Origin of the sequence: Cohnella hashimotonis (assembly GCF_030014955.1) — a bacterium.
In the GTDB taxonomy this organism is placed as follows: Bacteria; Bacillota; Bacilli; order Paenibacillales; family Paenibacillaceae; genus Cohnella; species Cohnella hashimotonis.
This window is the reverse complement of sequence record NZ_JAGRPV010000001.1, coordinates 1,577,340-1,597,577: the sequence shown is the minus strand read 5'-3', so window position 1 is coordinate 1,597,577 and position 20,238 is coordinate 1,577,340. Positions and strand designations below refer to the sequence as shown.

Annotated in this window: 18 protein-coding genes; 6 read left to right on the top strand and 12 right to left on the bottom strand. The window is 56.0% G+C overall.

Features of this window, described 5'->3' with window-relative positions; genetic code table 11:
- Positions 1-57: 57 nt before the first annotated feature.
- Positions 58-1,038 carry a Gfo/Idh/MocA family protein gene (locus KB449_RS06125; protein WP_282907531.1) on the bottom strand — a complete coding sequence of 327 codons (981 nt, stop codon included), beginning with the start codon at positions 1,036-1,038 and terminating at the stop codon, positions 58-60.
- Positions 1,039-1,273: 235 nt separating this feature from the next.
- Here KB449_RS06125 and KB449_RS06120 point away from each other — a divergent pair, with 235 nt between their 5' ends.
- The 4 genes from KB449_RS06120 (at position 1,274) to KB449_RS36435 (ending at position 5,464) form a co-directional block, all read left to right on the top strand.
- Positions 1,274-3,547 carry a helix-turn-helix transcriptional regulator gene (locus tag KB449_RS06120; protein ID WP_282907530.1) on the top strand — a complete coding sequence of 758 codons (2,274 nt, stop codon included), beginning with the start codon at positions 1,274-1,276 and terminating at the stop codon, positions 3,545-3,547.
- Positions 3,548-4,276: 729 nt separating this feature from the next.
- Positions 4,277-4,687 carry a hypothetical protein gene (locus KB449_RS06115; RefSeq protein WP_282907529.1) on the top strand — a complete coding sequence of 137 codons (411 nt, stop codon included), beginning with the start codon at positions 4,277-4,279 and terminating at the stop codon, positions 4,685-4,687.
- Positions 4,688-4,962: 275 nt separating this feature from the next.
- Positions 4,963-5,358 carry a GrpB family protein gene (locus KB449_RS36440; protein WP_350356213.1) on the top strand — a complete coding sequence of 132 codons (396 nt, stop codon included), beginning with the start codon at positions 4,963-4,965 and terminating at the stop codon, positions 5,356-5,358.
- A gap of 7 nt (positions 5,359-5,365) precedes the next feature.
- The gene (locus tag KB449_RS36435; RefSeq protein ID WP_350356212.1) at positions 5,366-5,464 is read left to right on the top strand and encodes a hypothetical protein; all 99 of its coding nucleotides are present in this window, start codon (positions 5,366-5,368) and stop codon (positions 5,462-5,464) included.
- 127 nt (positions 5,465-5,591) lie between these two features.
- Here KB449_RS36435 and KB449_RS06110 read toward each other — a convergent pair whose 3' ends face one another.
- Positions 5,592-6,443: an aldo/keto reductase gene (locus KB449_RS06110; protein WP_282907528.1), complete on the bottom strand. Its 852-nt coding sequence runs from the start codon at positions 6,441-6,443 to the stop codon at positions 5,592-5,594.
- A gap of 228 nt (positions 6,444-6,671) precedes the next feature.
- Between KB449_RS06110 and KB449_RS06105 the strand changes: the two genes are divergently transcribed.
- Entirely contained in the window at positions 6,672-7,565 is an 894-nt protein-coding gene (locus tag KB449_RS06105) for an AraC family transcriptional regulator (protein ID WP_282907527.1), read from the top strand.
- 512 nt (positions 7,566-8,077) lie between these two features.
- Here KB449_RS06105 and KB449_RS06100 read toward each other — a convergent pair.
- Positions 8,078-9,052, bottom strand: a complete 975-nt coding sequence (locus KB449_RS06100; protein ID WP_282907526.1) for a GNAT family N-acetyltransferase — start codon at positions 9,050-9,052, stop codon at positions 8,078-8,080.
- Between the two features lie 149 nt (positions 9,053-9,201).
- Positions 9,202-10,041 (bottom strand): AraC family transcriptional regulator, encoded by an 840-nt coding sequence (locus KB449_RS06095; RefSeq protein WP_282907525.1) that lies wholly within the window; start codon positions 10,039-10,041, stop codon positions 9,202-9,204.
- 126 nt (positions 10,042-10,167) lie between these two features.
- Between KB449_RS06095 and KB449_RS06090 the strand changes: the two genes are divergently transcribed.
- Positions 10,168-11,295: a glycoside hydrolase family 88/105 protein gene (locus KB449_RS06090; RefSeq protein ID WP_282907524.1), complete on the top strand. Its 1,128-nt coding sequence runs from the start codon at positions 10,168-10,170 to the stop codon at positions 11,293-11,295.
- Between the two features lie 34 nt (positions 11,296-11,329).
- On the opposite strand, the gene KB449_RS06085 is transcribed toward KB449_RS06090, so the two are convergent.
- The 8 genes from KB449_RS06085 to KB449_RS06050 form a co-directional block, all read right to left on the bottom strand.
- The gene (locus tag KB449_RS06085) at positions 11,330-12,016 is read right to left on the bottom strand and encodes a response regulator transcription factor (RefSeq protein ID WP_282907523.1); all 687 of its coding nucleotides are present in this window, start codon (positions 12,014-12,016) and stop codon (positions 11,330-11,332) included.
- Positions 11,943-13,493: a sensor histidine kinase gene (locus KB449_RS06080; protein ID WP_282907522.1), complete on the bottom strand. Its 1,551-nt coding sequence runs from the start codon at positions 13,491-13,493 to the stop codon at positions 11,943-11,945. The genes KB449_RS06085 and KB449_RS06080 overlap by 74 nt, the downstream gene beginning before the upstream one ends.
- 10 nt (positions 13,494-13,503) lie before the next feature.
- Complete coding sequence (locus KB449_RS06075; protein WP_282907521.1) at positions 13,504-14,256, bottom strand: ABC transporter permease; 753 nt, start codon at positions 14,254-14,256, stop codon at positions 13,504-13,506.
- Positions 14,228-14,995: an ABC transporter ATP-binding protein gene (locus tag KB449_RS06070; RefSeq protein ID WP_282907520.1), complete on the bottom strand. Its 768-nt coding sequence runs from the start codon at positions 14,993-14,995 to the stop codon at positions 14,228-14,230. Before KB449_RS06070 ends, KB449_RS06075 begins: the two co-directional genes overlap by 29 nt.
- A 72-nt stretch (positions 14,996-15,067) precedes the next feature.
- Positions 15,068-15,982, bottom strand: coding sequence for a hypothetical protein (locus tag KB449_RS06065; RefSeq protein ID WP_282907519.1), 915 nt, complete (start codon positions 15,980-15,982; stop codon positions 15,068-15,070).
- 247 nt (positions 15,983-16,229) lie between these two features.
- Positions 16,230-16,604, bottom strand: coding sequence for a hypothetical protein (locus tag KB449_RS06060; protein ID WP_282907518.1), 375 nt, complete (start codon positions 16,602-16,604; stop codon positions 16,230-16,232).
- 89 nt (positions 16,605-16,693) lie between these two features.
- The gene (locus KB449_RS06055; RefSeq protein WP_282907517.1) at positions 16,694-18,274 is read right to left on the bottom strand and encodes a response regulator; all 1,581 of its coding nucleotides are present in this window, start codon (positions 18,272-18,274) and stop codon (positions 16,694-16,696) included.
- Positions 18,274-20,169, bottom strand: coding sequence for a sensor histidine kinase (locus KB449_RS06050; RefSeq protein WP_282907516.1), 1,896 nt, complete (start codon positions 20,167-20,169; stop codon positions 18,274-18,276). Before KB449_RS06050 ends, KB449_RS06055 begins: the two co-directional genes overlap by 1 nt.
- Between the last annotated feature and the right edge of the window lie 69 nt (positions 20,170-20,238).

Sequence of the window (20,238 nt, the reverse complement as noted above, 5' to 3'; positions counted from 1 at the left end):
GATGCGATATGCGGAAACCTCGCATTTCTTCGGTTTTCGTTACATTCGCGAAGCTTCTTAACGTTCGACCTCCGTTTCCGCCCCTCGTTCATGCGAGCGGTACAGACTCTCTACGACTGCCACGACGCTGCGGGAGTAAGCCATCGAGCATTCGGGCTCGCGGTTGTCGCGAATCGCGCCGATCAGGTCCTCGAACTGGCGGACGAACGGGTCCGGCTGCGGCGGCACGTTCACTTGCTCATAATCGCCTCCGTCGCTTACCCAGAGCCCTCTACCCGTCAGCAGCTTCATGCAGCCGCCCGTGAACCGGAATTCCGTCTCGTCGACGACGGCGCCCGGGTAGCCCGATTGCGACAGCGTCGCGGGTATGCCCGATTCGGTCACGAGCAAGGCCGAGCCGCCCCCTTCGATATCCCCTCTCATATCCGCATAGCGGATGCTTGCCGTCACTCTCGCGATTCTCTCGCCAGTCATCCATAAGATCTTGTCGATCGAATGCGAACCCAGATTCGTCAGGATGCCTCCGCCGGCCTTGTCTTTCTCGAAAAACCATGCCGGCCTGGTTGGCGTGTCGTACCGTTGGTGGCGCCTGTCGTTAATCATCGTCAGTCGTCCGAGCCGGCCGCCGTCGATCCAGGCCTTGGCCGCGAGATTGGCCGCGTCGTAATGCTGCGTGTGGCCGACCATCAGCTTGACCCCGCCGGCGTACACGGCTTCGATGATCTCGTCGCATTCGCTCACGCTCATCGCCATCGGCTTCTCGAGCATGATATGGCAGCCTCGGGCGGCGGCGAAGCACGCGGCTTCCCTGTGCAAAAAATGAGGCAGGGTGACGACCGCGATATCCGGCCGTTCTTTTTCGATCATTTCTTTGTAGTCCGCGTAGGACGGGATGCCGTGCTCTGCCGCCAAGGCGTTCGCCCGATCCAGGGCAATGTCAGCGACCGCGCAGGGCGCGAGGTCATCTCTGCCCAGCATCGCCTTCAGATGCGAGCCTGCGATGATGCCGGCTCCGATCACGGCCACGCGATATCCCATTTGTAAGACCGCCTCCTCCATTCGAATGCGGTCATCATAGCAAGCGCGGCGAGGGGCTCGCCATCAGGGAATCTTACGGTTCTTGTCGAATCTTAAAAAGAAGGGCGTATTTGCGGTTGATCGTAAGAAAGGATAAGTTTCCGAAGCGATGAGTATTGAGAGTAAAGCTGACACGGGGCTATACTCAGTTTTATGTAAAGCTCGATCGACGAAATTGTTAAAAAGGAGTAATCGGATGAAATGGACGGCGCGATTCCGGGGGACGGCCAAAAATCAGATGTCTCTTTTCTACACCTTGTTCGGCAGCTTCATCGCGATCATTCTCCTTCTGGTCTCCATCAATTGGGTTGCCTTCACGTTTTTCAGGCAAAACATCCGGGACGAGATCATCCTGAACAGCAGCCTAAATCTGAACGCGACGGCCGCCAATTACGAGAAACATATCAAGCTGGTTCGCAGCTTTATGCTCGGCTATCTATTCGACAACGACACGGAAATCTTGAAGCGCGGCGATCCGATGAGGCGGTACGACGTCGTCGTCGACGTGCAGAAGTCGCTGGCGCACGATTTGAACAACACCTCGCTCTACCTGGACAATATCGTCTATTACTTCCGCGGCGACGACTTCATAATCGACCGGGACGGCACGCGCGACGCGGATACGATGTTTTCGAAGTTTTATTATGAACCGGCGTATACGGCCGATTTTTGGCGGCACGAGATGGACCGCGAGGTTAGCTTCAAAGTGTATCCCGCCGCTTCGTTCGCCTCCGTCACGCCCTTCGAGCGCAAGCCGCTCGGGACGCTGATGCCGATTCTGGTCAAAAACGGCTACGATCGCGACTTCGCCTTCATCGCTTTCCTGAACGGCGACCGCATCTATACGGCTTTTCACCAGGCCAAGCCGAGCAGCACGTTTTTTATCGTCGACGCCGCGGGGCAAGCGCTCTATTCTTCCGACGACAGTGTCGCGCTTCCGACGGAGATCGCCGGGAAGACCGGGAAGGGCTATGTAAAAATCGACAACAGCTACTACTTCTATCGGACCGGCGGGGAGACCGGGTTTACGTACTTTGAGATGGTGCCCGACAAAGGACTGGCCGCGCAGCTTCGCCGGCTGAACCTGATCATGCTGGCGCTGCTCGTCCTGTCGGTGCTGATCGGCCTTGCTGTGTCGTATTGGTTCTCCAAGCGGTTCCACAATCCGCTTGCGAACATGATCCGCTCCGTGCAGTCCCTGCGCGCGGTCGGCGTCCCCGCGGGCGAGGGGAGCCGGATCAAGGAATTCAACCTGCTGCACGACACGTTAAGCGACCTGTCGCGCTCCAACCGAGAATATCATGAAGACCTGCTCGCCAAAAACAACCTGCTGCAGCAGTTCGCTTATATGAAGAAGCTGAAAAAGATTCACGGCGGCGTCGATCAGCTGCCGGTGACCGTCGACTCGGACGCGCATTACCGGCTCGTGCTGTCGCAGATCGAATTCAAGGAGCGCTTCGCCAAGGAGATCGCGAACGCGCCCCTACGCGCCTTCAACATGTACAAAGAGCTGATTGACGCGCATTTCTCCAGCCGGTACGACGATTCCCTCACCTTCCAGCTGGAGAAGGATCAGGTGCTGACGATCCTGTTTGTCAAAAACGATCGCGGCGCGAGCCTGCAAGGCGAAAATATGGACGAACTGGTCCGCATGCTGGGTACGGACATCCCGTACTGCAACTTCACGATCGCGATCAGCCCGGTCCGCAGCCACTCCGCCGACTTCGCGGAGACGTACCAGGACGTCCTCGATCTGGTCAAGCAGCGCAGGCTCGGCGAGGACGTGCAGGTCATCGGCGAATGGATCCCGCAGCCTTCGCTTATGATACCGGCGCCTTCCGAGGAGCAGGAGCTTACGGCCAACCTGCAGGCCGGCTGCGACGAGGTGACGGTGCCGCTCGTGAACCAGCTGCTCGACCAGCTCGCGCGGGCGGGCGCGCTCGCCCATCAATTTCAGGACTTCGCCAAGGACGTGGTCAATCGCACGATCAAAATTTTGTACGCGCAAAATATATCGTTCACGACCTTCGCCGAAGGCGGATCGCCCTACGATCAATTGAAAAGCTGCTACACGCTGGAGCAATACAAGGCGTTCTTCGGGAAGTTCCTCGCGAAGTCGGCCGAAGCCGTGCGCGCGAAGAAATCCGAGACCGATATCATCACGAAGTTCGTCATGGAATACGTCGAGGAGCATTTCGGCGACGATCTCTCGCTCGACGCGATCGCGGGCAAGCTGGGCATCACGGGACCTTATTTGTCCACGTACTTTAAGGAAAAGACGGGCACGAATCTCAGCGACTACATCCTGACCGTGCGCATCAACAAAGCCAGCCAGATGCTGCGGGATACCGATCTGCTCATCCAGGAGATCGCTTCGCTCGTCGGCTACTATACCGTCGCCTCGTTCAACCGCGTGTTCAAGCGCTACACGGGGCTTACGCCGAGCGAGTTCAGGAGAAGTCATAATTAGTAAAAGACACTACCGGATCACCCGAACGGGACTCGACAAGGTCCGGCCGCGCATGGAGACGGTGCTCCGAACGTTCCAGCCGGCCGATATGGCGGAGCACTACTTGCGCTCGCGGTTTTATTTGCACGATTACCTGGACGGGCATTTGTATAAGGAACTGGGATTACGCGGGCGTTCTATGAAATAACGTGTGAGACTGAAAATTAAAGTATAGACCGTTGCAGAGCGGCAGCTGACATTCAGCCTAACGAGCAGTTTAACGCAACAAATTCAATTCATTAACGTTAAATGATTGGATGCTTCAGGACGTTCTTTTACGCTCGAAAATCATTTCTTTTACCATGATTATATTTTCAGCGGAAGTAATACCGAGCTTAATTTAAAACTTGATAGAATTCTCTTGCTCTGTACAAGTGTTGCTTACTTGGTTTTTAACCTGATGAAAAAATACAGGGGTACGCGCCGTTGACAAACCTATTTAAGAAACCATTCGAAAATTATGCCTAACGAGGATCGATGGTTCAGCTACGCTGCCTGCCGGCAGGATCCGGCAGGCAGTTCAGCTAAAGGTTGGCAATGAAGTACATACATTAAAGAATTATTGTAAGTTTACTCCTAAAGGGAGTGTGGAAAAGGTAGCTGCTTTGATGTCGTTAAACACAAGTACGACAGTGAAACCGCCAATTGTCAGTTCAAGGTCTTACCAGTGGATTACGGAGGTGAATAATAATGGACAGCCCATCAGTTGATCCCTACGAGTTACAGTTACGCAAAGCGCTTAACAAAGTACTACCGGATGCCTATGAAAGTCTAAAAACCCTCGACCAAATGCCAAGTGAAATTGGAATGAACTTGCTGGGGGTTCTTGTTAATTATGCTTGCGAGAGTCAGAACATAACTGTAATTACTTTAGCAAGAGACAGTATGAAGAAAATACCACCCAAGTGGTTGACACAATACTATTCTGAAGTTGCTATTAGATGTATTGATTGGGCGGACGAATGGCAATACATTAGATTACTAGAAGTGACTCGAGAGGTAGCCCCAGAATTATTAAAAGTATTTATTGATCGAGGATTATTCTCAGAAAATGATGAAATTCATGAAACAGCAGAGTATTTTAGGAGCAAGCAGAACTGAAGCTGAATACATAAAACATTTGAACTGGCTAACACCTGCATCTAGATCACTTAGATAAGGTTTCAGTTGACGGCAGACGGTAGCACAAGCATACACAGCGGCAGCAGATCTAAAGATCAGCTGTCGTTTTCATTAGCTAAAGGGCAGTTTTGCTCAATGGAATCATGATAAAATGGGGAATAATCCTGCCTAGTGTTCCAATAGGCTGTTCAGAAAATTGTATGTATTATACAAATTACCCGGAATATAATGATAAATAGTCTGGAGGGGATCGCTTGGGCTTGACGCTAAAAGTTGTTGAGTACGACCCTGGTTGGATTCGGACATTTGAAGAGCTAAGGGAGTTTGTACTCCCGGTATTAAATGACCTTATTATCACAATTGAGCACGTTGGTAGTACATCGGTTCCAGGAATAGCAGCAAAGCCTATTGTCGATATGGACGTAGTGGTCTCTACACAAGAAGATGTGCACACGGCTATCCAAAGACTCGCAACTCTAGGCTATGTCCATGAAGGTGATTTAGGGGCTAATGGACGAGAGGCCTTTATTCCTCCCGACGATGTCGTTTGGCATCACCTGTACGTATGTACAGTGGACAATGTGGAATATAAGCGACATATACTTTTTCGCTTTGTGAGGCCATCTCGAAGACGCCAAAAGATACAGTGACTTAAAATTGGGACTTGCCAAACGCTTCAGTTACGACCGTTCGGCATACACGAATGCTAAAAGCGATTTTGTGACAGAGATACTTCAGCGGGCCGGTTGGAGATGATGTCGTTAGAGATCATACTGTACACTCCTAATGGGCAGATTTGTTCAACAAACGGTGTGTTAGAGCTTAAAGAGCAGGTGGCGATAGACATGCCTACCTGCTCTTTGTTTAAGGGAAAGTATGGAGATTAAATTTCTAGCTTACGTTCACTGATCCATTTTACCATCGCAGGGTCACGATGCGAGAAGAACAGGCTTTCTTTTGTATCCAGCTTAGCAATCGACTCCATGTCCTGCTGGGTTAATTCAAAATCAAAGATGTTGAAGTTCTCAATAATTCGTTCCTTACGAACAGATTTTGGTATTACAACAACTTCTCGTTGCGTCATCCAACGCAAAACCACTTGAGCAACGGATTTATTATACTTCTGAGCTATGGACACCAATACCTCATTATGGAAAAGATCGTTTTTCCCTTCAGCGAATGGTGCCCAGGACTCGATCTGAACATTGTTTTCCTTCATGAATTTTGCATTGTCGATTTGTTGGTTAAACGGGTGCGTTTCAACCTGGTTAACGGCCGGCGTAACTTCATTTTGAATAATCATATCGATCAAACGATCCTCATGAAAGTTACTTACACCAATTGCACGGACTTTTCCCTCGTGATACAACTCCTCCATCGCTCGCCAAGAACCATGTACATCACCAAAAGGCTGATGAATTAAATATAGATCGAGGTAGTGAAGCTGCAACCGTGCCAGCGATCGCTCGAATGCCTTCTTAGTTTTCTCGTAGCCAGTATCCTGCACCCAAAGCTTTGTCGTAATAAACAGTTCTTCTCGTGCCACGCCACTCCGCTTAATCGCTCTACCCACTGCTTCCTCATTCATATAAGAAGCCGCAGTATCAATTAGCCGATAGCCTGCCGCGATGGCGTCGAAAACGCTTTGTTCACATTCATTTTGATCCGCTATCTGAAAAACACCAAAACCGAGTACAGGCATCTCTACACCATTGTTCAAAACAACTTTTTGCATATGAAATCCTCCGTTAATTTTATGAACTTTATTCCACACTACTGAAGAAAGCCTACGCTCAGCATCCTTGAATCTCTTCCCTTCCCACATACTTATTATGCACTGAATCGAAAGGCGACCGTTATCCCGATCATGTCAAATGTTTGCCTAATCGTCCCATGACACTTATAAACGCTCCTGAAGTCGACTATAATTCAACTACAATAAAGGCAGAAGGGGATTGTTCCAATGTCTGAAGTCATTGCAAAACAGCAACAAGAACTGGCCGGCATTATTACTCGATATTCGGAAAAGGACGGCGTTTATCAAACCGATATCCCATTCTTACGTTTTGTTCGCGATTCCAATGCGCTTGTAACTAACCATGGAATGTATACCCCTTCTTTTTGTATTGTCGTTCAGGGAGAGAAAGAGGTTTTACTCGGAGAGGAACGATTTCGATACTGCCCATCTGATTATCTAATTTCTTCTGTTCATCTACCCGTTATCGCCAAAATCACTAAAGCTACACCCAATGAACCGTATTTAGGCTATATTCTCGAATTTACTGCAGATCAAATTTTAGAGGTTATACGCGACTCAAATATCGAGGAAGGTTCAAAGGAAAATGCTAAGCGTGGTATGTATGTAAGCCAGATAGATCTACCTTTACTCGATCCAGCCCTTAGGCTAGCGCGTTTAATGGATCATCCAAATGATATACCGCTGCTCGCGCCACTCTATACAAAGGAAATTCTATATCGAGTTCTGCAAGGTAAGCATGGAAGGGCGCTCCAGCAAATAGCGATTATGGGTAGTTCCGCTCATCAAATCAACGATGTAATTTTATACCTGACAAACAACTTTTCACGATCACAACGAATTGAAGAACTTGCCGACATTGCTAATATGAGTGTTTCTACGCTACATCGACACTTTAAAGAAGTTACTGCGATGAGCCCAATACAATTTCAAAAGCAACTAAGACTTCAGGAGGCACGGCGTTTACTATTAACCGAAGGGGCAGATGCCACAGATGTAGCATTTCGGGTAGGTTATGAAAGTCCATCCCAATTTAGCCGCGAGTATTCCCGAATGTATGGCTTACCGCCTAGACAGGATGTAAAACGCTTGAAAACTTGATTTAGAGGGAGTTAAACTAACGGGAGACTTTAGTTCAATAAAACCGGCGGTGGTCCAGGACTTTATTTTTCAGGTCCTTGACCGTCGCTGGTTTAATATTTGGATCAGTCTAAAAATTATTATTCCAAGTCTGACCATTTAGCGATTCAAAGTCAGCGTAGCACCATCAAATTAAGTGTAAATCGCGGGTTGATGGCCTCGAGGCGCGATGGACGTTCAAACACCGTCAGGATTATCGCCCTGACGGTGTTTGACGTGCGTGCCGCTCATATTCCCTATAGCAAACGAGTCTACCTGCTGGTCCTACGGCGCCGAAGCGATTTGACGCGTTGAATCGCGCAAGATACTGGAGAGTGGTGCTGCAAAGGCTGTGCGCGGGTGGTGAGTTCCGGACATACGATTCGCTACTTTGCTATGCTAAATTGCCCATTTTTCCGTCTCCGCGGACCAGGTTCCCCTATCCGCCGGTTCCCGCGGCGGTGTCACGGGAGCGATTTTACGATCGCGCCCGCTTACGCCTCGGCCAACTCCTTATCGTATTTGGCGTACGATTTCCACACCTCGTAGCCGAGCTTGCCGTAAAATTCGACGAACGGCGTCGTGTCGATGACGATCCGCCGCACGCCGCGCGCCGTCAGGAAGTGAATGGCGGCTTGCACGATCGAGATGCCATACCGATATCCCCTGCACGCTTCGTCGATGCCGAGCGGACCGATGCCGCCGAGCTCCTCCTCGAATAGCGGCGCCCAGTACACATTCTGCGCCAGCAGAGGCGAAGCCGCATCGTTTATCCGGCAGAAGCCGACGATCGCGCCGTCCTTCTCAAGCAGGACGTACTCGCGCCCCATGCCGCCCCTCTCCCAATAGTCGCGATGCTGCAAATCCCAGGTTCCCGGGAAGCACCTCGCCATAAACGCCGTCAGCGCTTCCCGGTCCGCCGGCCCCGCGACTCTCGCCAACGCGCCGCCGCCGAATGCGGGCATGGCGACGCGCTCGTCCGGTCCGTACGACTTGATCAGGTCGTAGACGTCTTCCCTGTGAACGTAACCCCTGCGTTCGAACCATTGTCGCGTCGCCGCGAGTTCTCCCGGTATGCCCGGGAACAGGCGGCGATGCAGATCGTTGCCCAGTGCAACTCGCTCCGCTCCGGCTTCGCGTATGGCATCTTCGGCCAGACGCAGCAGCTCGCTCCCGAGGCCGCTCCCCCGTTGCGACGAATCGACCAGCAGCGCCTGGATCCACCCGGCGTCTCGCCGAAGACCGAAGCGGCCGTCGTCCTCGCCCGGCATTTTAGAGATCGCGAAGCCTACGACCGTCCCGTTCTTGGAATCGCGTGCGGCCCAAGATCCCTTGAGCAGCAGCCGGCTATCCTCAAGCGCATTCTGCCGCAGCAGTCTCGGCCGCATAGGAAACGAGGCGCCCAGCTCCTTGTTCCACAGCGCCAACGCGCCCTCTATGTGCTTCTCCTCGAACCTCTCGAATATCATCGCGTACCTTTGCCTCCCGGATTCCTTGATGAGCTTGCCTACTAGTCAATGTAACGTAAGCGGGAAACCGGGCAAATAAGCAGATTTAACGATTGTTCTTATTCAATAAGATTCGCGTGAAAAACCGGCCTGCGTACCGCAAAAACCGACTATCTCCCTTTCCTGTAGTACATCGGCGGGCGGCCCGTGACGAGCTTGAACACGCGCCCGAAATGCGTGACGGACCGAAAGCCAGCCTTCCTCGCGATCTGATTGACCGGAAGGGTGGACTGTTCCAGCAGCTTCTTCGCCTCCTTGACCCGGACGCTGTTGACGTATTCGACAAACGCAAAGCCAGTTACCTCCTTAAAGGAGCGGCTCAAGTAATAGGGACTGACGAAAAAGCGCTCGGACAGCATCCGCAGCGACAGCGGCTCCGCATAATGCCCGTTGATAAACTTGACGATCTCCGACATTCGGGCATGCATCGGGCTCGGGTCGTCCCGGAGCGGCTCATCTGCCGGACCCGCCAGCCTGAAGCAATTCACCAGCAGCTGCATGGCAAGCGTCTGCGCGTAAAGCTCAAAACCCGGCCCGCGGTCGCGAACCTCCCGCACGATCCGCCGCGCAAGCGCGTCAAGGTCATGCCGTTCGGCCGAAGCGCCAACAGAGATAACGACGAACTCCCGCACAGACAGCGCATCCAGCATATCCGCGCTTGCGCCGTTCACCGCGAGCATGTCTTCCCCGCGCAGGTTCACGACAATCCGCTCGTGCTCGGGCCTATCCGTATCGGTCGTCCGGTGCACGACGTTCGGCGCGATAACGACGATGTCGCCTTCGCCGATGACGATCGTCCGGTCCTGGATAAAAAACCGCCGCCGGCCCGACATCAAATAAAAAATCTCGTACGTGCCGTGAAAGTGCCGAACCGGCATATGATGCCGCGGCGCCTTCCGATGGGAAACCGTGAAGGTTCCTTCCGCATTATCGTACCGGATCTCCTCCACTGGCGGCCACCGCCCTTCGCATTCCTTTTTTACCGCAAGATATAAGAAGAATTCCGCATAAATCGCAAAAAATGAACATTTATCGCTGCTACTATAGGTTTATAACACAAAGGAGGAATGCGCAAGATGGAACAGCCGCAAACGGCAGCCGCAGAAACGTCCCGGTCCCGGGATAACTACTCCCCGATCCAGTGGGCCGAGCTGGCTTGCGAGGCGCTGATGGCCAAGTTCGAGCCCGAGCAGCTCCCCCCGGACCGGTTCCACTATCATCAAGGCGTCTTTTTGTCGGGCATGGAGAAATGCTGGAGGGAGACGGGGAATTCCAAATACCTGGACTACATCAAGCGTTGGGTGGACAGCCATGTAAGCGAGGACGGCAGCATCCGGAAGATCAACCTGGAGGAGCTCGACGACATCCAGCCCGGCGTGCTCCTGTTCAACCTGTACGAGAAAACCCGAGACGAACGCTACAAGAAAGCGCTGGACGCGCTAGTGCCGCTCATTAAATCGTGGAAAACAAATCCGTCGGGGGGATTTTGGCACAAAGACTATTGCCCGAATCAAATGTGGCTTGACAGCCTGTACATGGGCGGCCCGATCGCCGTCCAATACGGCCGAACGTTCGGCGACGATGCGTACTTCGATCTGATGGCGCACCAAGCGCTGCTCATGGCGGAGCATACGACCGACCCCGTCACCGGCTTGATGTACCACGGCTGGGACGAGACCCGGACCGCCGAGTGGGCGGACCCGAAGACCGGCCTCGCCTCGGAGTTCTGGGGGCGCGCCATCGGCTGGTATCCGGTCGCCTTGCTGGAGATATTCGAGTACATGCCCGAGGATCACCGCGACAGAGCCAAGCTGACGGCCATCCTGCAGAACCTGCTCGTCGCGCTGACGAAGTATCAGGACGCCGCCACCGGCCGCTGGTACCAGGTCGTGGACCAGACGGACCGGCCGGACAATTGGCTTGAAAATTCCTGCACCGCCCTCTACGTCCATGCGATCGCCAAAGCGGTACGGATGGGCTACCTGGACGCTAAGTATATGGCGAACGCCTGGAGGGGCTATCAGGGTGTGATCGATACGCTGACGTTCGACGGCGACGGGCATGTCGTCATCGGCGGCATCTGCATCGGCACGGGCATTGGGGACTACGCCCACTATATCGCGCGACCGACCAGCAAGAACGATCTGCACGGCGCAGGCGCGTTCATCCTCATGTGCGCGGAAATGTGCCGGCATCGCGCCTGACCTCGCTGCCCGGCCGCGTTCTCATTCCGTTCCTTTAAACCTGGAAGCGGTAGCCGGCTCCCCATATCGTATCGATGTATTGCGACCGGGAGGAATCGATCTCGATTTTCTCCCGGATCTTGCGGATGTGCACCGTGACCGTAGGCAGGTCGCCGAGCGAGTCCATGCCCCAGATTTGTTCGTACAGCTGCTCCTTGCTGAATACGCGGTTCGGATTGGAGGCGAGGTACGCGAGCAGATCGAACTCCTTCGTCGTGAACGCGACCTCTTTGTCGTTAACAAAGACGCGGCGCGAGGCTTTGTCGATGAGCAGGCCGCGGATGCGGATCTCCTCCCGCTTCTGGCCGCCACCCGACAGGCGCTCGTACCTGGCGAGGTGCGCGTTCACGCGCGCCACCAGCTCGCTCGGGCTGAACGGCTTGACGACGTAGTCGTCCGCGCCGAGCCCGAGTCCTCGGATCTTGTCGATGTCCTCCTTCTTGGAGGAGACCATGAGGATCGGGATATCGAGCTCGCTGCGCAATCGGCGGCAAATCTCGAAGCCGTCCATCCCCGGCAGCATCAGGTCGAGCAGGACCAGGTCGAATTTGCCTTCGAGCGCCCGCTTCAACCCCCGGTCGCCGCTGGTCTCGATATGCGGTTCATAGTTATGAATCGCGAGATAATCCCGTACGAGCTCTGCCATGCTGAGATCGTCCTCGACGATCAGGATGCGTTTCATCCGGCGCCCCCCTTCCTGTCCATTTCTTAAGCGAGATCGTGATCAACGTGCCCGCCCCTAGCTCGCTCGTCGCCGTCAGTCTGCCGCCGTGCTCCTCGACGATCTGTTGCGCGATCGCGAGGCCGAGTCCGCTGCCGCCCGTATCCACGTTGCGGGCCGCGTCCGCCCTGTAGAACCGTTCGAAGATATGAGGCAAGGATTCCGCGGAGATGCCCTTCCCGTTGTCGCGGATCCCGATCTTGTAATACCCGTCTTCTTCGATAAATCCGATCCATATGGCCGCGTCCGCCTTGTCGGCGTACTTCACCGCGTTCTCGACGATATTGACGAACACGCGCTTCAGCTTCTCGCGGTCGGCCACGACGACGGCCGGCTCCGCTAGCGCGGGCGGCTCGTAGATCAGCTTCACGCCGCGCTTTTCCGCGTCCAACTGGAGCTCTTCGGCGCAATCCGACAGATAGTCGTCCAGCGTCACTTCTTCAAAGTGAAACGGCAGCCGCTTCAGGTCCAGCTTCGAGAACAGGAACAGTTCGTCGATCAGACGGTCCATTTGGACCGTTTTTCGGTGAATTGTCTTGATGTAGCTGTCCAGCATCTCGGGCGTATGCGTGACGCCGTCCATGATGCCCTCGACGTAGCCCCGAATCGCGGCGACCGGAGATTTCAAATCGTGGGAAATGTTCGAAATTAGACTGCTGCGATTGTCCTCGTACTGCAGCTGCAGGTCGACCGAATCCTTCAGCTTGATCCGCATCTCCTCGAATGCGGCCGCAAGCTCGCCGATCTCGTCCCGCGATTCGGGGCGGACCGGGTGGGACAGATTGCCCTCCTTGATCTCCTCTGCGGCTCGCCGCAGGGAACGAAGCGGGCGAATGATGCTGCGGGAAACGAAATACGTCAATATGCCGTTGACCACCACCAGGATAATCAGGAGCGCGAGTAAAAAGGGCTTGGAAATGCGCTCCGCGAGCCAGCCCAGAAAATCCAAGTTCAGCAGCATATAAAAGCTGCCTTTGGAGCCGTCCTGGAAGACGACGTTATACTGACGGTCCAGCATCCAGCTGCCGTTGCCGATATCGTGGCCTTCCATCCAGCGGACTTCAGTGCCGAAGGGCGGCAGATTGGAAGCGACCCTCGTCTCCTTCAGGTCCGGCGAGATATATTCGACCCGATCGTCCAAGCGGACGATCAATCCCATGTTGATCTTCTGCAGCCGATCGTCGTACGCCTTCATCAGGGAAGGGTCACGCAAGGAGTCGGGGTCGCCGGCGATTCGCGTCCGGATATCCGATGCGATGCTTGACTCTTCGCCCATGATCGCCGCGAGCGGATTGCCGTCTCCGGTATCCAGCGTGAACACCGACTTCAGATCGCCGACCGCAGAGACGACGATCACCAGGAAGGAGATGCCGATCAGGATGAGCGGGATGATCAGCATCGCCAGATAAGACAGCAAGAGCCTGATGCGGATCGACATATGCATTCTCCTACGCTTCTTTTTTATCGAAAAAGTAATAGCCCGTTGTATAGAATACCATACCGCAACCGACAAGGAGGCTGAGAATCGCGAATATTCTCCCTGCGGGGATCGAACCGCCCAGCCAGAGCTGATGCCAATTCATGTACGTGACGGGCGAAAAGACCATGTAGTCGGGGAAAACGAGCGCCAGCCCCTTGGCGGCCGCGTACAGCAGGATGCATACCGTCAGCGCGCCGCTCGCGTTTTTGAAGCCGAGCGATACCCATGCCGCCGCCGTGCACAGCACGAACAAGGGGAGAGCGGACGCCGCATAGGCGACGGCGGCTTCGGCCAGTCCCCCCGCCGCTATTCCGGCGTCCGGCAGCAGGAAGGCCGCGGCCTCCGATGCGACGAAAACAAGCAGCAGCAGTCCGGCGGTATGAACGAACAGCGCGAGCAGCTTCGCGGCATAGATCTTGGACCGGCTCACCGGGCGGGACAGCACGGATCGGATCGTCTTGTCGCCGATCTCGCCGGATACCATATCGGACGCGGTCATGAAGATCAGCAGCGGCAGCACGAACAGCGTCATGGCGTTCAGGATCGTGACGGCATACTGATCGCTTGCGATACCCGCGACGCCCAATCCGTTCTGCAACTGCCGGACGACAGGCAGGCCTGCGAAGGGCAAGAGCAAGGCGACCAACAGCAGCCAGATCGTTTTTTTTCTCGCATACAGCTTCATCAGCTCATTAACGGTCGATCGCTTGAGCAGCTCCATTCGTCTCTCCTCCTTTTTCCGACCGAATCTGACTGATATAGTAGCTCTCCAGCGACTGGCCCGAAGCTTGCTTCAGCGACGTCAAGCTGCCTTCCCGAATGATCCGGCCTTCCTGAATGATGCCGATCCGGTTGCAGATCGACTCCATCTCCGAGATCAGGTGGCTGGACAGGAAAAAGGTGATTCGTTCCTCGCTCGCAAGCCGTCCGATCAGCTCCCGCAGGTCGACCGTCGCTTCGATATCCAGCCCGTTGGTCGGTTCGTCCAGGATGAGCAGCTCAGGCCGGCCGATCAACGCCGACGCAATCCCCAGCCGCTGCTTCATGCCGAGCGAAAAATGGCCGACCTTCTCCCGCTTGCTCGCCGACAGTCCGGTCAGCTCGAGCACCTCGTCGATCCGCGTCCTCGGCAGCTCCGGATACAGCCTTGCGGCCAGCTCCAGATTTTTGTAGGCGCTCATGTATTCGAAGGCTTCGGCTTTCTCGATCAGCACGCCGACGCGGCGCATGGCGCGCTCGTAGTCCTCGGCGATATCGAATCCGAACAGCCGGACGCTTCCGCGATCCGCGCGGACCAAGCCGGCGGCGATCTTCATGACCGTGGACTTGCCGGCGCCGTTCGGGCCGAAGAAGCCGTAGACGTCGCCTCTGTTTACCTGGAGCGCGACCTCGCTTACGCCCCGATTGTTTCTATAGCGTTTCGTTAGCCCTTGTATGTCCAGCACCGCGGCTTCCGACATAATCTCCCTCCTCTTAGTGAAGCGGCAGAGCGGCCGCCAGGCCGCTCCCTTTTTCCGGATGTCATTCGCCAGTTAGTCTTGAAGCTTGTCGGCTTCGATCTTGTTGATCTTCTTGCCGGCCAGGTCCAAGGTATCCGGCGTCGTGGCGTTCACGTCCCAGGTATCGATATCCGCGCTGACGGTCAGGCGACGCGATGCGCCCGCTTCATCCTTGCCCGTGACCGCGAGTTCGACGACCTGATGGACGATAAAGTGATTCGCGTCGATCTCGGCGTGCAGCGAGACCTCGTCGATGTTCACGTCCTGCGTCAACCGGGGCAGCTTCGCGTCCAGGCGGGAGAGATCGATACCGACGACGCCCGTATCCTTCAAGGCCGACTCCCGATGCGCGTTCTCCGCGCTCAGCGCTTCCTTCACGACGAGCGAGCCGATCACGTTAAACGTCGCCGGGATTTGCGACCCCTTCAGCGTCATGTCGATCGCTTGCGCGCCGCCCGTTCCGCCGCTCAGGTTTACGTTATTTTTCAGATTGCCGACGAGCGCGTCGGCCAGCTTCTCCAGCCCTTGCCCAACGGCGGGATCCTCGGGACCCCAGTCATGGCCTTCGGTGCGATCCGATTCGTCCGTCTCTGTCGCCACGTTGTACGTGTCGCTGCTGCCGGACTTGAAGATCGTCGTACCGTCCTGATGGTAAAATTCGAGCTGTTCGGACGCCGCGCCCGTCGCGATCTCTGCGCTGCCGCTAACGCCCCGTGCGGCCTTGCTTTCCTTCAGCGTCCCGTTGACGTTCAGCAGCTCCTGGCCGTTATCCTTCACCGAGAGGACGTAATGCTGCGTCGCGTTCTCCGTCGCCGCGGTCGTTTTGATCGCCGTCTTATACGCCTCGTAGCCGCCGCCCGCGCCCCCGATGTCCGCAAACGCCGACGTTACCAGCAGCGCGCTCCCGATCGTCAGCCCCGCTCCTACCATCGCCAATTTCTTTTTCATCCTTCATGACCTCCTGATTCCGATTCGCGGCTTCGTCGGCCGCCTGAATTCATATTAGCGGCCAATTCTAAATCGCCTGAAAACGAAAATAAACCGGAAATAAGGAAAAGATTAAAAAAAAATAAACTTTCGGGCAACGGGGCGAATAAACCGAAAAAACCGCCAGGGATATCGCCCTGACGGTCATGTCATTTCGATTCGTTTGCGGCGGTGCAGCTTGTCTAGTAAGAGCTCGGCTGCGAATCCTTTATTGCCTGATGACGAGCACGTCGCGCGGCGGAGTGCCCGTACTTTGTATGCGGGCGATCTCTTCGTTCGTCAGTCTGCGCCCGACCAGGACGAACGAAGACGTGACGTTGTTGAAATTAAAGCTTCCCAGATTCGCTACGCTCTGGCTCCCGCGGAACACGCGGAACGAGCCGCGGAAGTTCGTTTGGGAAAACAGCACAAGCGTGACTTGGGCGCTTTGCACGACATTGTTGAGCCGAAAGCTCGACAAAATGTTGTTAAACCGGAATGCCCCCAGGTCCCGAACCGCCACGCCTCCGCGCCGGAAAACGATGCGGCGGCCCGTAAAGTTGGTGCCGGACCAGAGTGCGAGGCGTACATTTCGATTGGCCAATTCAATCACTTCCTTGTCTTAGGATACGATCATCGTATTCCTGCGACAAAAAATGGAATCGGTCATATCGAGCGGGGAAAAAGCTTGTTTTACGTGTCGGAGGTATCCAGCTCCCCCGCAAGGTGGCCCGCCCCCTGCCGCCTCACGCGATATTCCGACGCCGGGACGCCCTCCAGCTCCCGGAAGACGCGGTTGAACTGCTTCGCGTTTTCGAAGCCGACGCTTTGGCCGATCTCGTATATTTTGGCGTCCGTACGCGCGAGCAGCGCCTTGGCCTTCTCGATGCGCACGGCTTTGACGTACGAGACGAAGCTCTGCCCCGTGTATTCCTTGAACAGCTCGCTGAAGTACGAATAATTGAGCGATACGTGATTGGACACCGTGGCCATGTTCAGGTCTTCGGCATAATGCGCTTCGATATAAGCAACGGCCTTCCGCATCTCCCGGTTATCCCCGAGCGTGGAGCGGACCGTCCGGACGTAATCGTTCAGCCGGAACAGCAGATTTTCGGCCTCGTGAAAATATTCGTGGATGTCCGAGAAACGATAGATGCTGCCCACACGCTTATACAGACGCAAAATTTCCAGCGACGCTTCGCCGTACGTGCGGAATACGTCGTCGAATACCGTCTCGTTCAGCAGCTTGCTGAGACGCTCCAAATAGTCGAGCGACACCTCCGAAGTCTTTTTCAGATCGAACAAGCGCACCAAAATCGCCTTCATATCCGCTTCGCGGTCCGTTCCGAGCATATTGGCGAGCCTGCGGACGTCGTCGACCGGCAGCTCAGGAGCGTCCGTCCGGTCCATAACGCTCTCGTAGCGAATGATCGACGAGCTGCAGCGCGGCTGCAGCAGGCTGTAGCCCGCGGCGCGCCGGGCCTCGGCATAGCCGGCGCGAACATCCTCAAGCCGCTCCTTCATGCGGCTCAGCCCGATATGGTAGGCGGAGGAGACGCTCTTGTCCTTCAAATGCCGCATAAGTCTGTCGAACAGCGCCGCCTCGTCGGTCAATACGATCAGGTAACCGTCCTGATCCTCCAGATGGAAGGTCGCGCGCCCTTCCGCGCCGCGCGCAAGAAACTCCTGCGCGAGCACATTTTGCCCGCGGTCGCCGGCGAACCTAAGCGCGCCGACCCGGTAAGCCGTCTCCAGACGCTCCAGCCCCGCGGACCTGCAGCGCTCCGCGGCGTCAGCCGGATCGATGGCGGGGTGCACGAATATATAGTGCAGCTGGGCCGTCCGCAGCTCCTCGCGAACCCGGTCGGCTTCGTCGAGCCGGCTCTCTGCTTCCTCGGCGCGGCCGAGCTCCGCCTCCACCCTGTCCAGAATGCCGTACATCTCTTCCCGGACAATCGGCTTCAGCAAATACTCCCGCACGTGGAATTTGATCGCTTCCTTCGCATACTGGAAGTCGTCGTGGCCGCTCAGGATGATGACGGCGGTATTCGGGGACAGCTCCGCGACATGCCGGATGAGCGCCAGGCCGTCCATCTCCGGCATGCGAATGTCCGTAATCAGGATGTCGATCCGTCCGTCCCGGATGACGTCCAGCGCCTCCGTCCCGTCGGCGGCCAGCGACACGTCGTACCGGTCCCGGTACTGGCGCTCGATCATGGCCTTCAGACCCGCGCGTATGTTTTTCTCGTCGTCGACGATGAGCAGCGTTCGCATCAGCCTGCGCCTCCCGTCAAAATAAAGTATGGAATCCGTATGACGACGCGCGTATAAGCGCTTTCCTCGCTTTCGGCCGCGAGGCCGTACTCCTTGCCGTAATAAAGCTGGATGCGCTGATGGACATTGCGTAGTCCGATGCCGCCCCCTTCTCGCCCGGCGTCCGCTCCGGCCGCCGCTGCGCCGGGAGATTCCGGCGCCTCGAGAGCGATCGACCGGTTGAGCTGCGCGACGCGGTCCGCCGGCATGCCGCGTCCGTCGTCGCGAACGGCGAGCAGCAGCGTCCCCTCGCGCGCCTCCGCCTCGATGCGGATCGTCAGCGCCTCCATGGACGACGCGCGGAGCCCGTGCTTAACCGCGTTTTCCACGATCGGCTGCAGCGACATCTTGAGCAGCTCCTGGTCGAGCAGGGCGGCCGGGATGTCGAGCGCGAGACGGATTCTGTTCTCGTATCGGATGTTCATGATGGCGATATAATTGGTGATATGCGCGATCTCGTCGCGCAGCCGGACGTATTCGCTCGTCCACTTGAGGTTGTAGCGCATCAGACCGCCCAGCGAGGTGAGCGCGTCCGAGATCGGATATTGGCCCTCCACCTCCGCCATCATCTTGATATTTTCGAGCGTATTGTACAGGAAGTGCGAATCGATCTGGTTCTTGAGCGACCGCAGCTCGGTTTCCTTGGACGCGGCCTTCTTGTTCACCGCATCCGCGATCAGCTCGTTGATCTTGCGCAGCATCTTGCGGAAATGATGGGCCAGCTCGCCGACCTCGCCGCCCCCGCGGACCGTCAGGTCGAATCCGAAGTCGCCCTGGCGAACCCGCTTCATCGAATCGGTCAGCATGTGCAGCCTTTTCAAAATAAACGAATTGAGCGCATACGTCGCGATGCTCAGAATCGCGATCAGGATGACGTTGGCTGCGATAAGGCGGTCGCGCGTCTGCCTCGCGCTGTCCAGCACACGCTGCAGCGAGACAACATTGATCATCCGGGCGCCCAGCGGCTCGATCTCGCGGGAGACGGCCAGGAACGGTTGGCCCCCAAGCGTCAGGCGGAAGCTCGCCGGTTGCTGCCGCACCCCCGGATTCAGCGCGTCGGCGAGCTCTTCCGGCGACACGCCGGTTGCCGCCAGCAGTTTCTGCTGCGGGTTGTAGTACAGATGTCCCTGCGAATCCGAGATGACCAGCTGGGACATGTCGTCTGCACTGCTGCCGAACGTCTTGGGGAAGAAGCTGGACATCAGCATGTCGACCTCGAGTATGCCGGCGTGAACGCCCAGCGGGTACATGATCTCCTTCAGAAAAGCGACCTTCGGCTGACCGGCTGGCGCGTTCTCGAATATCATCTTGAACGGATCCGGGTCGTTCGGCGTCAAGCTCCACGCGGTTCGGTTCTCCAAAGCGGTCAGGCGGCCGAACCACGGCTCCTTCGCGACCCGCTCTTCGTCCGCGAATACCGGATAGATCTCGTTGATCCGCTTGTTGTCGAAATAGATGCGGATGTGCGCGATATTCGGATTGTTGGACTGAAGCCGGCCGAGCGCCGGAACGACCGTCGTGCTGAAGTCGATCAACTCGGCGGTATCCGGATCCGTCGACCGGGAGATGTAATCGAGTACCTCCTGGTCCGCCAGGCTGAGGTCGGCCGCGCGCCTGATCGTCTCGATGTTGTTGTCGATATTAAGCCGCTCGATCTCGAGCGTGTTTTCGTTTTTCCGCTCCATCTCGTCGATCGCGCTGCCCGCGAACTGCCTGAACAGCAGCAGCGAGATCAGGACGCTCGGAATGAGCAGGATGATCACGTACGCCAGGATCAGCCGCGTCTGCAGCGACCATTGCTCCTGCCGCTCGACCAGCCTTCGCACCGTTTTTTTCCACCATGTCCGCATCCGCATGCCGTCACTTCCGTTGCCGTCGTATTCTAAGCTTCGCCCGAAAAACTCCAAAAGGACATGCCGTCCCGA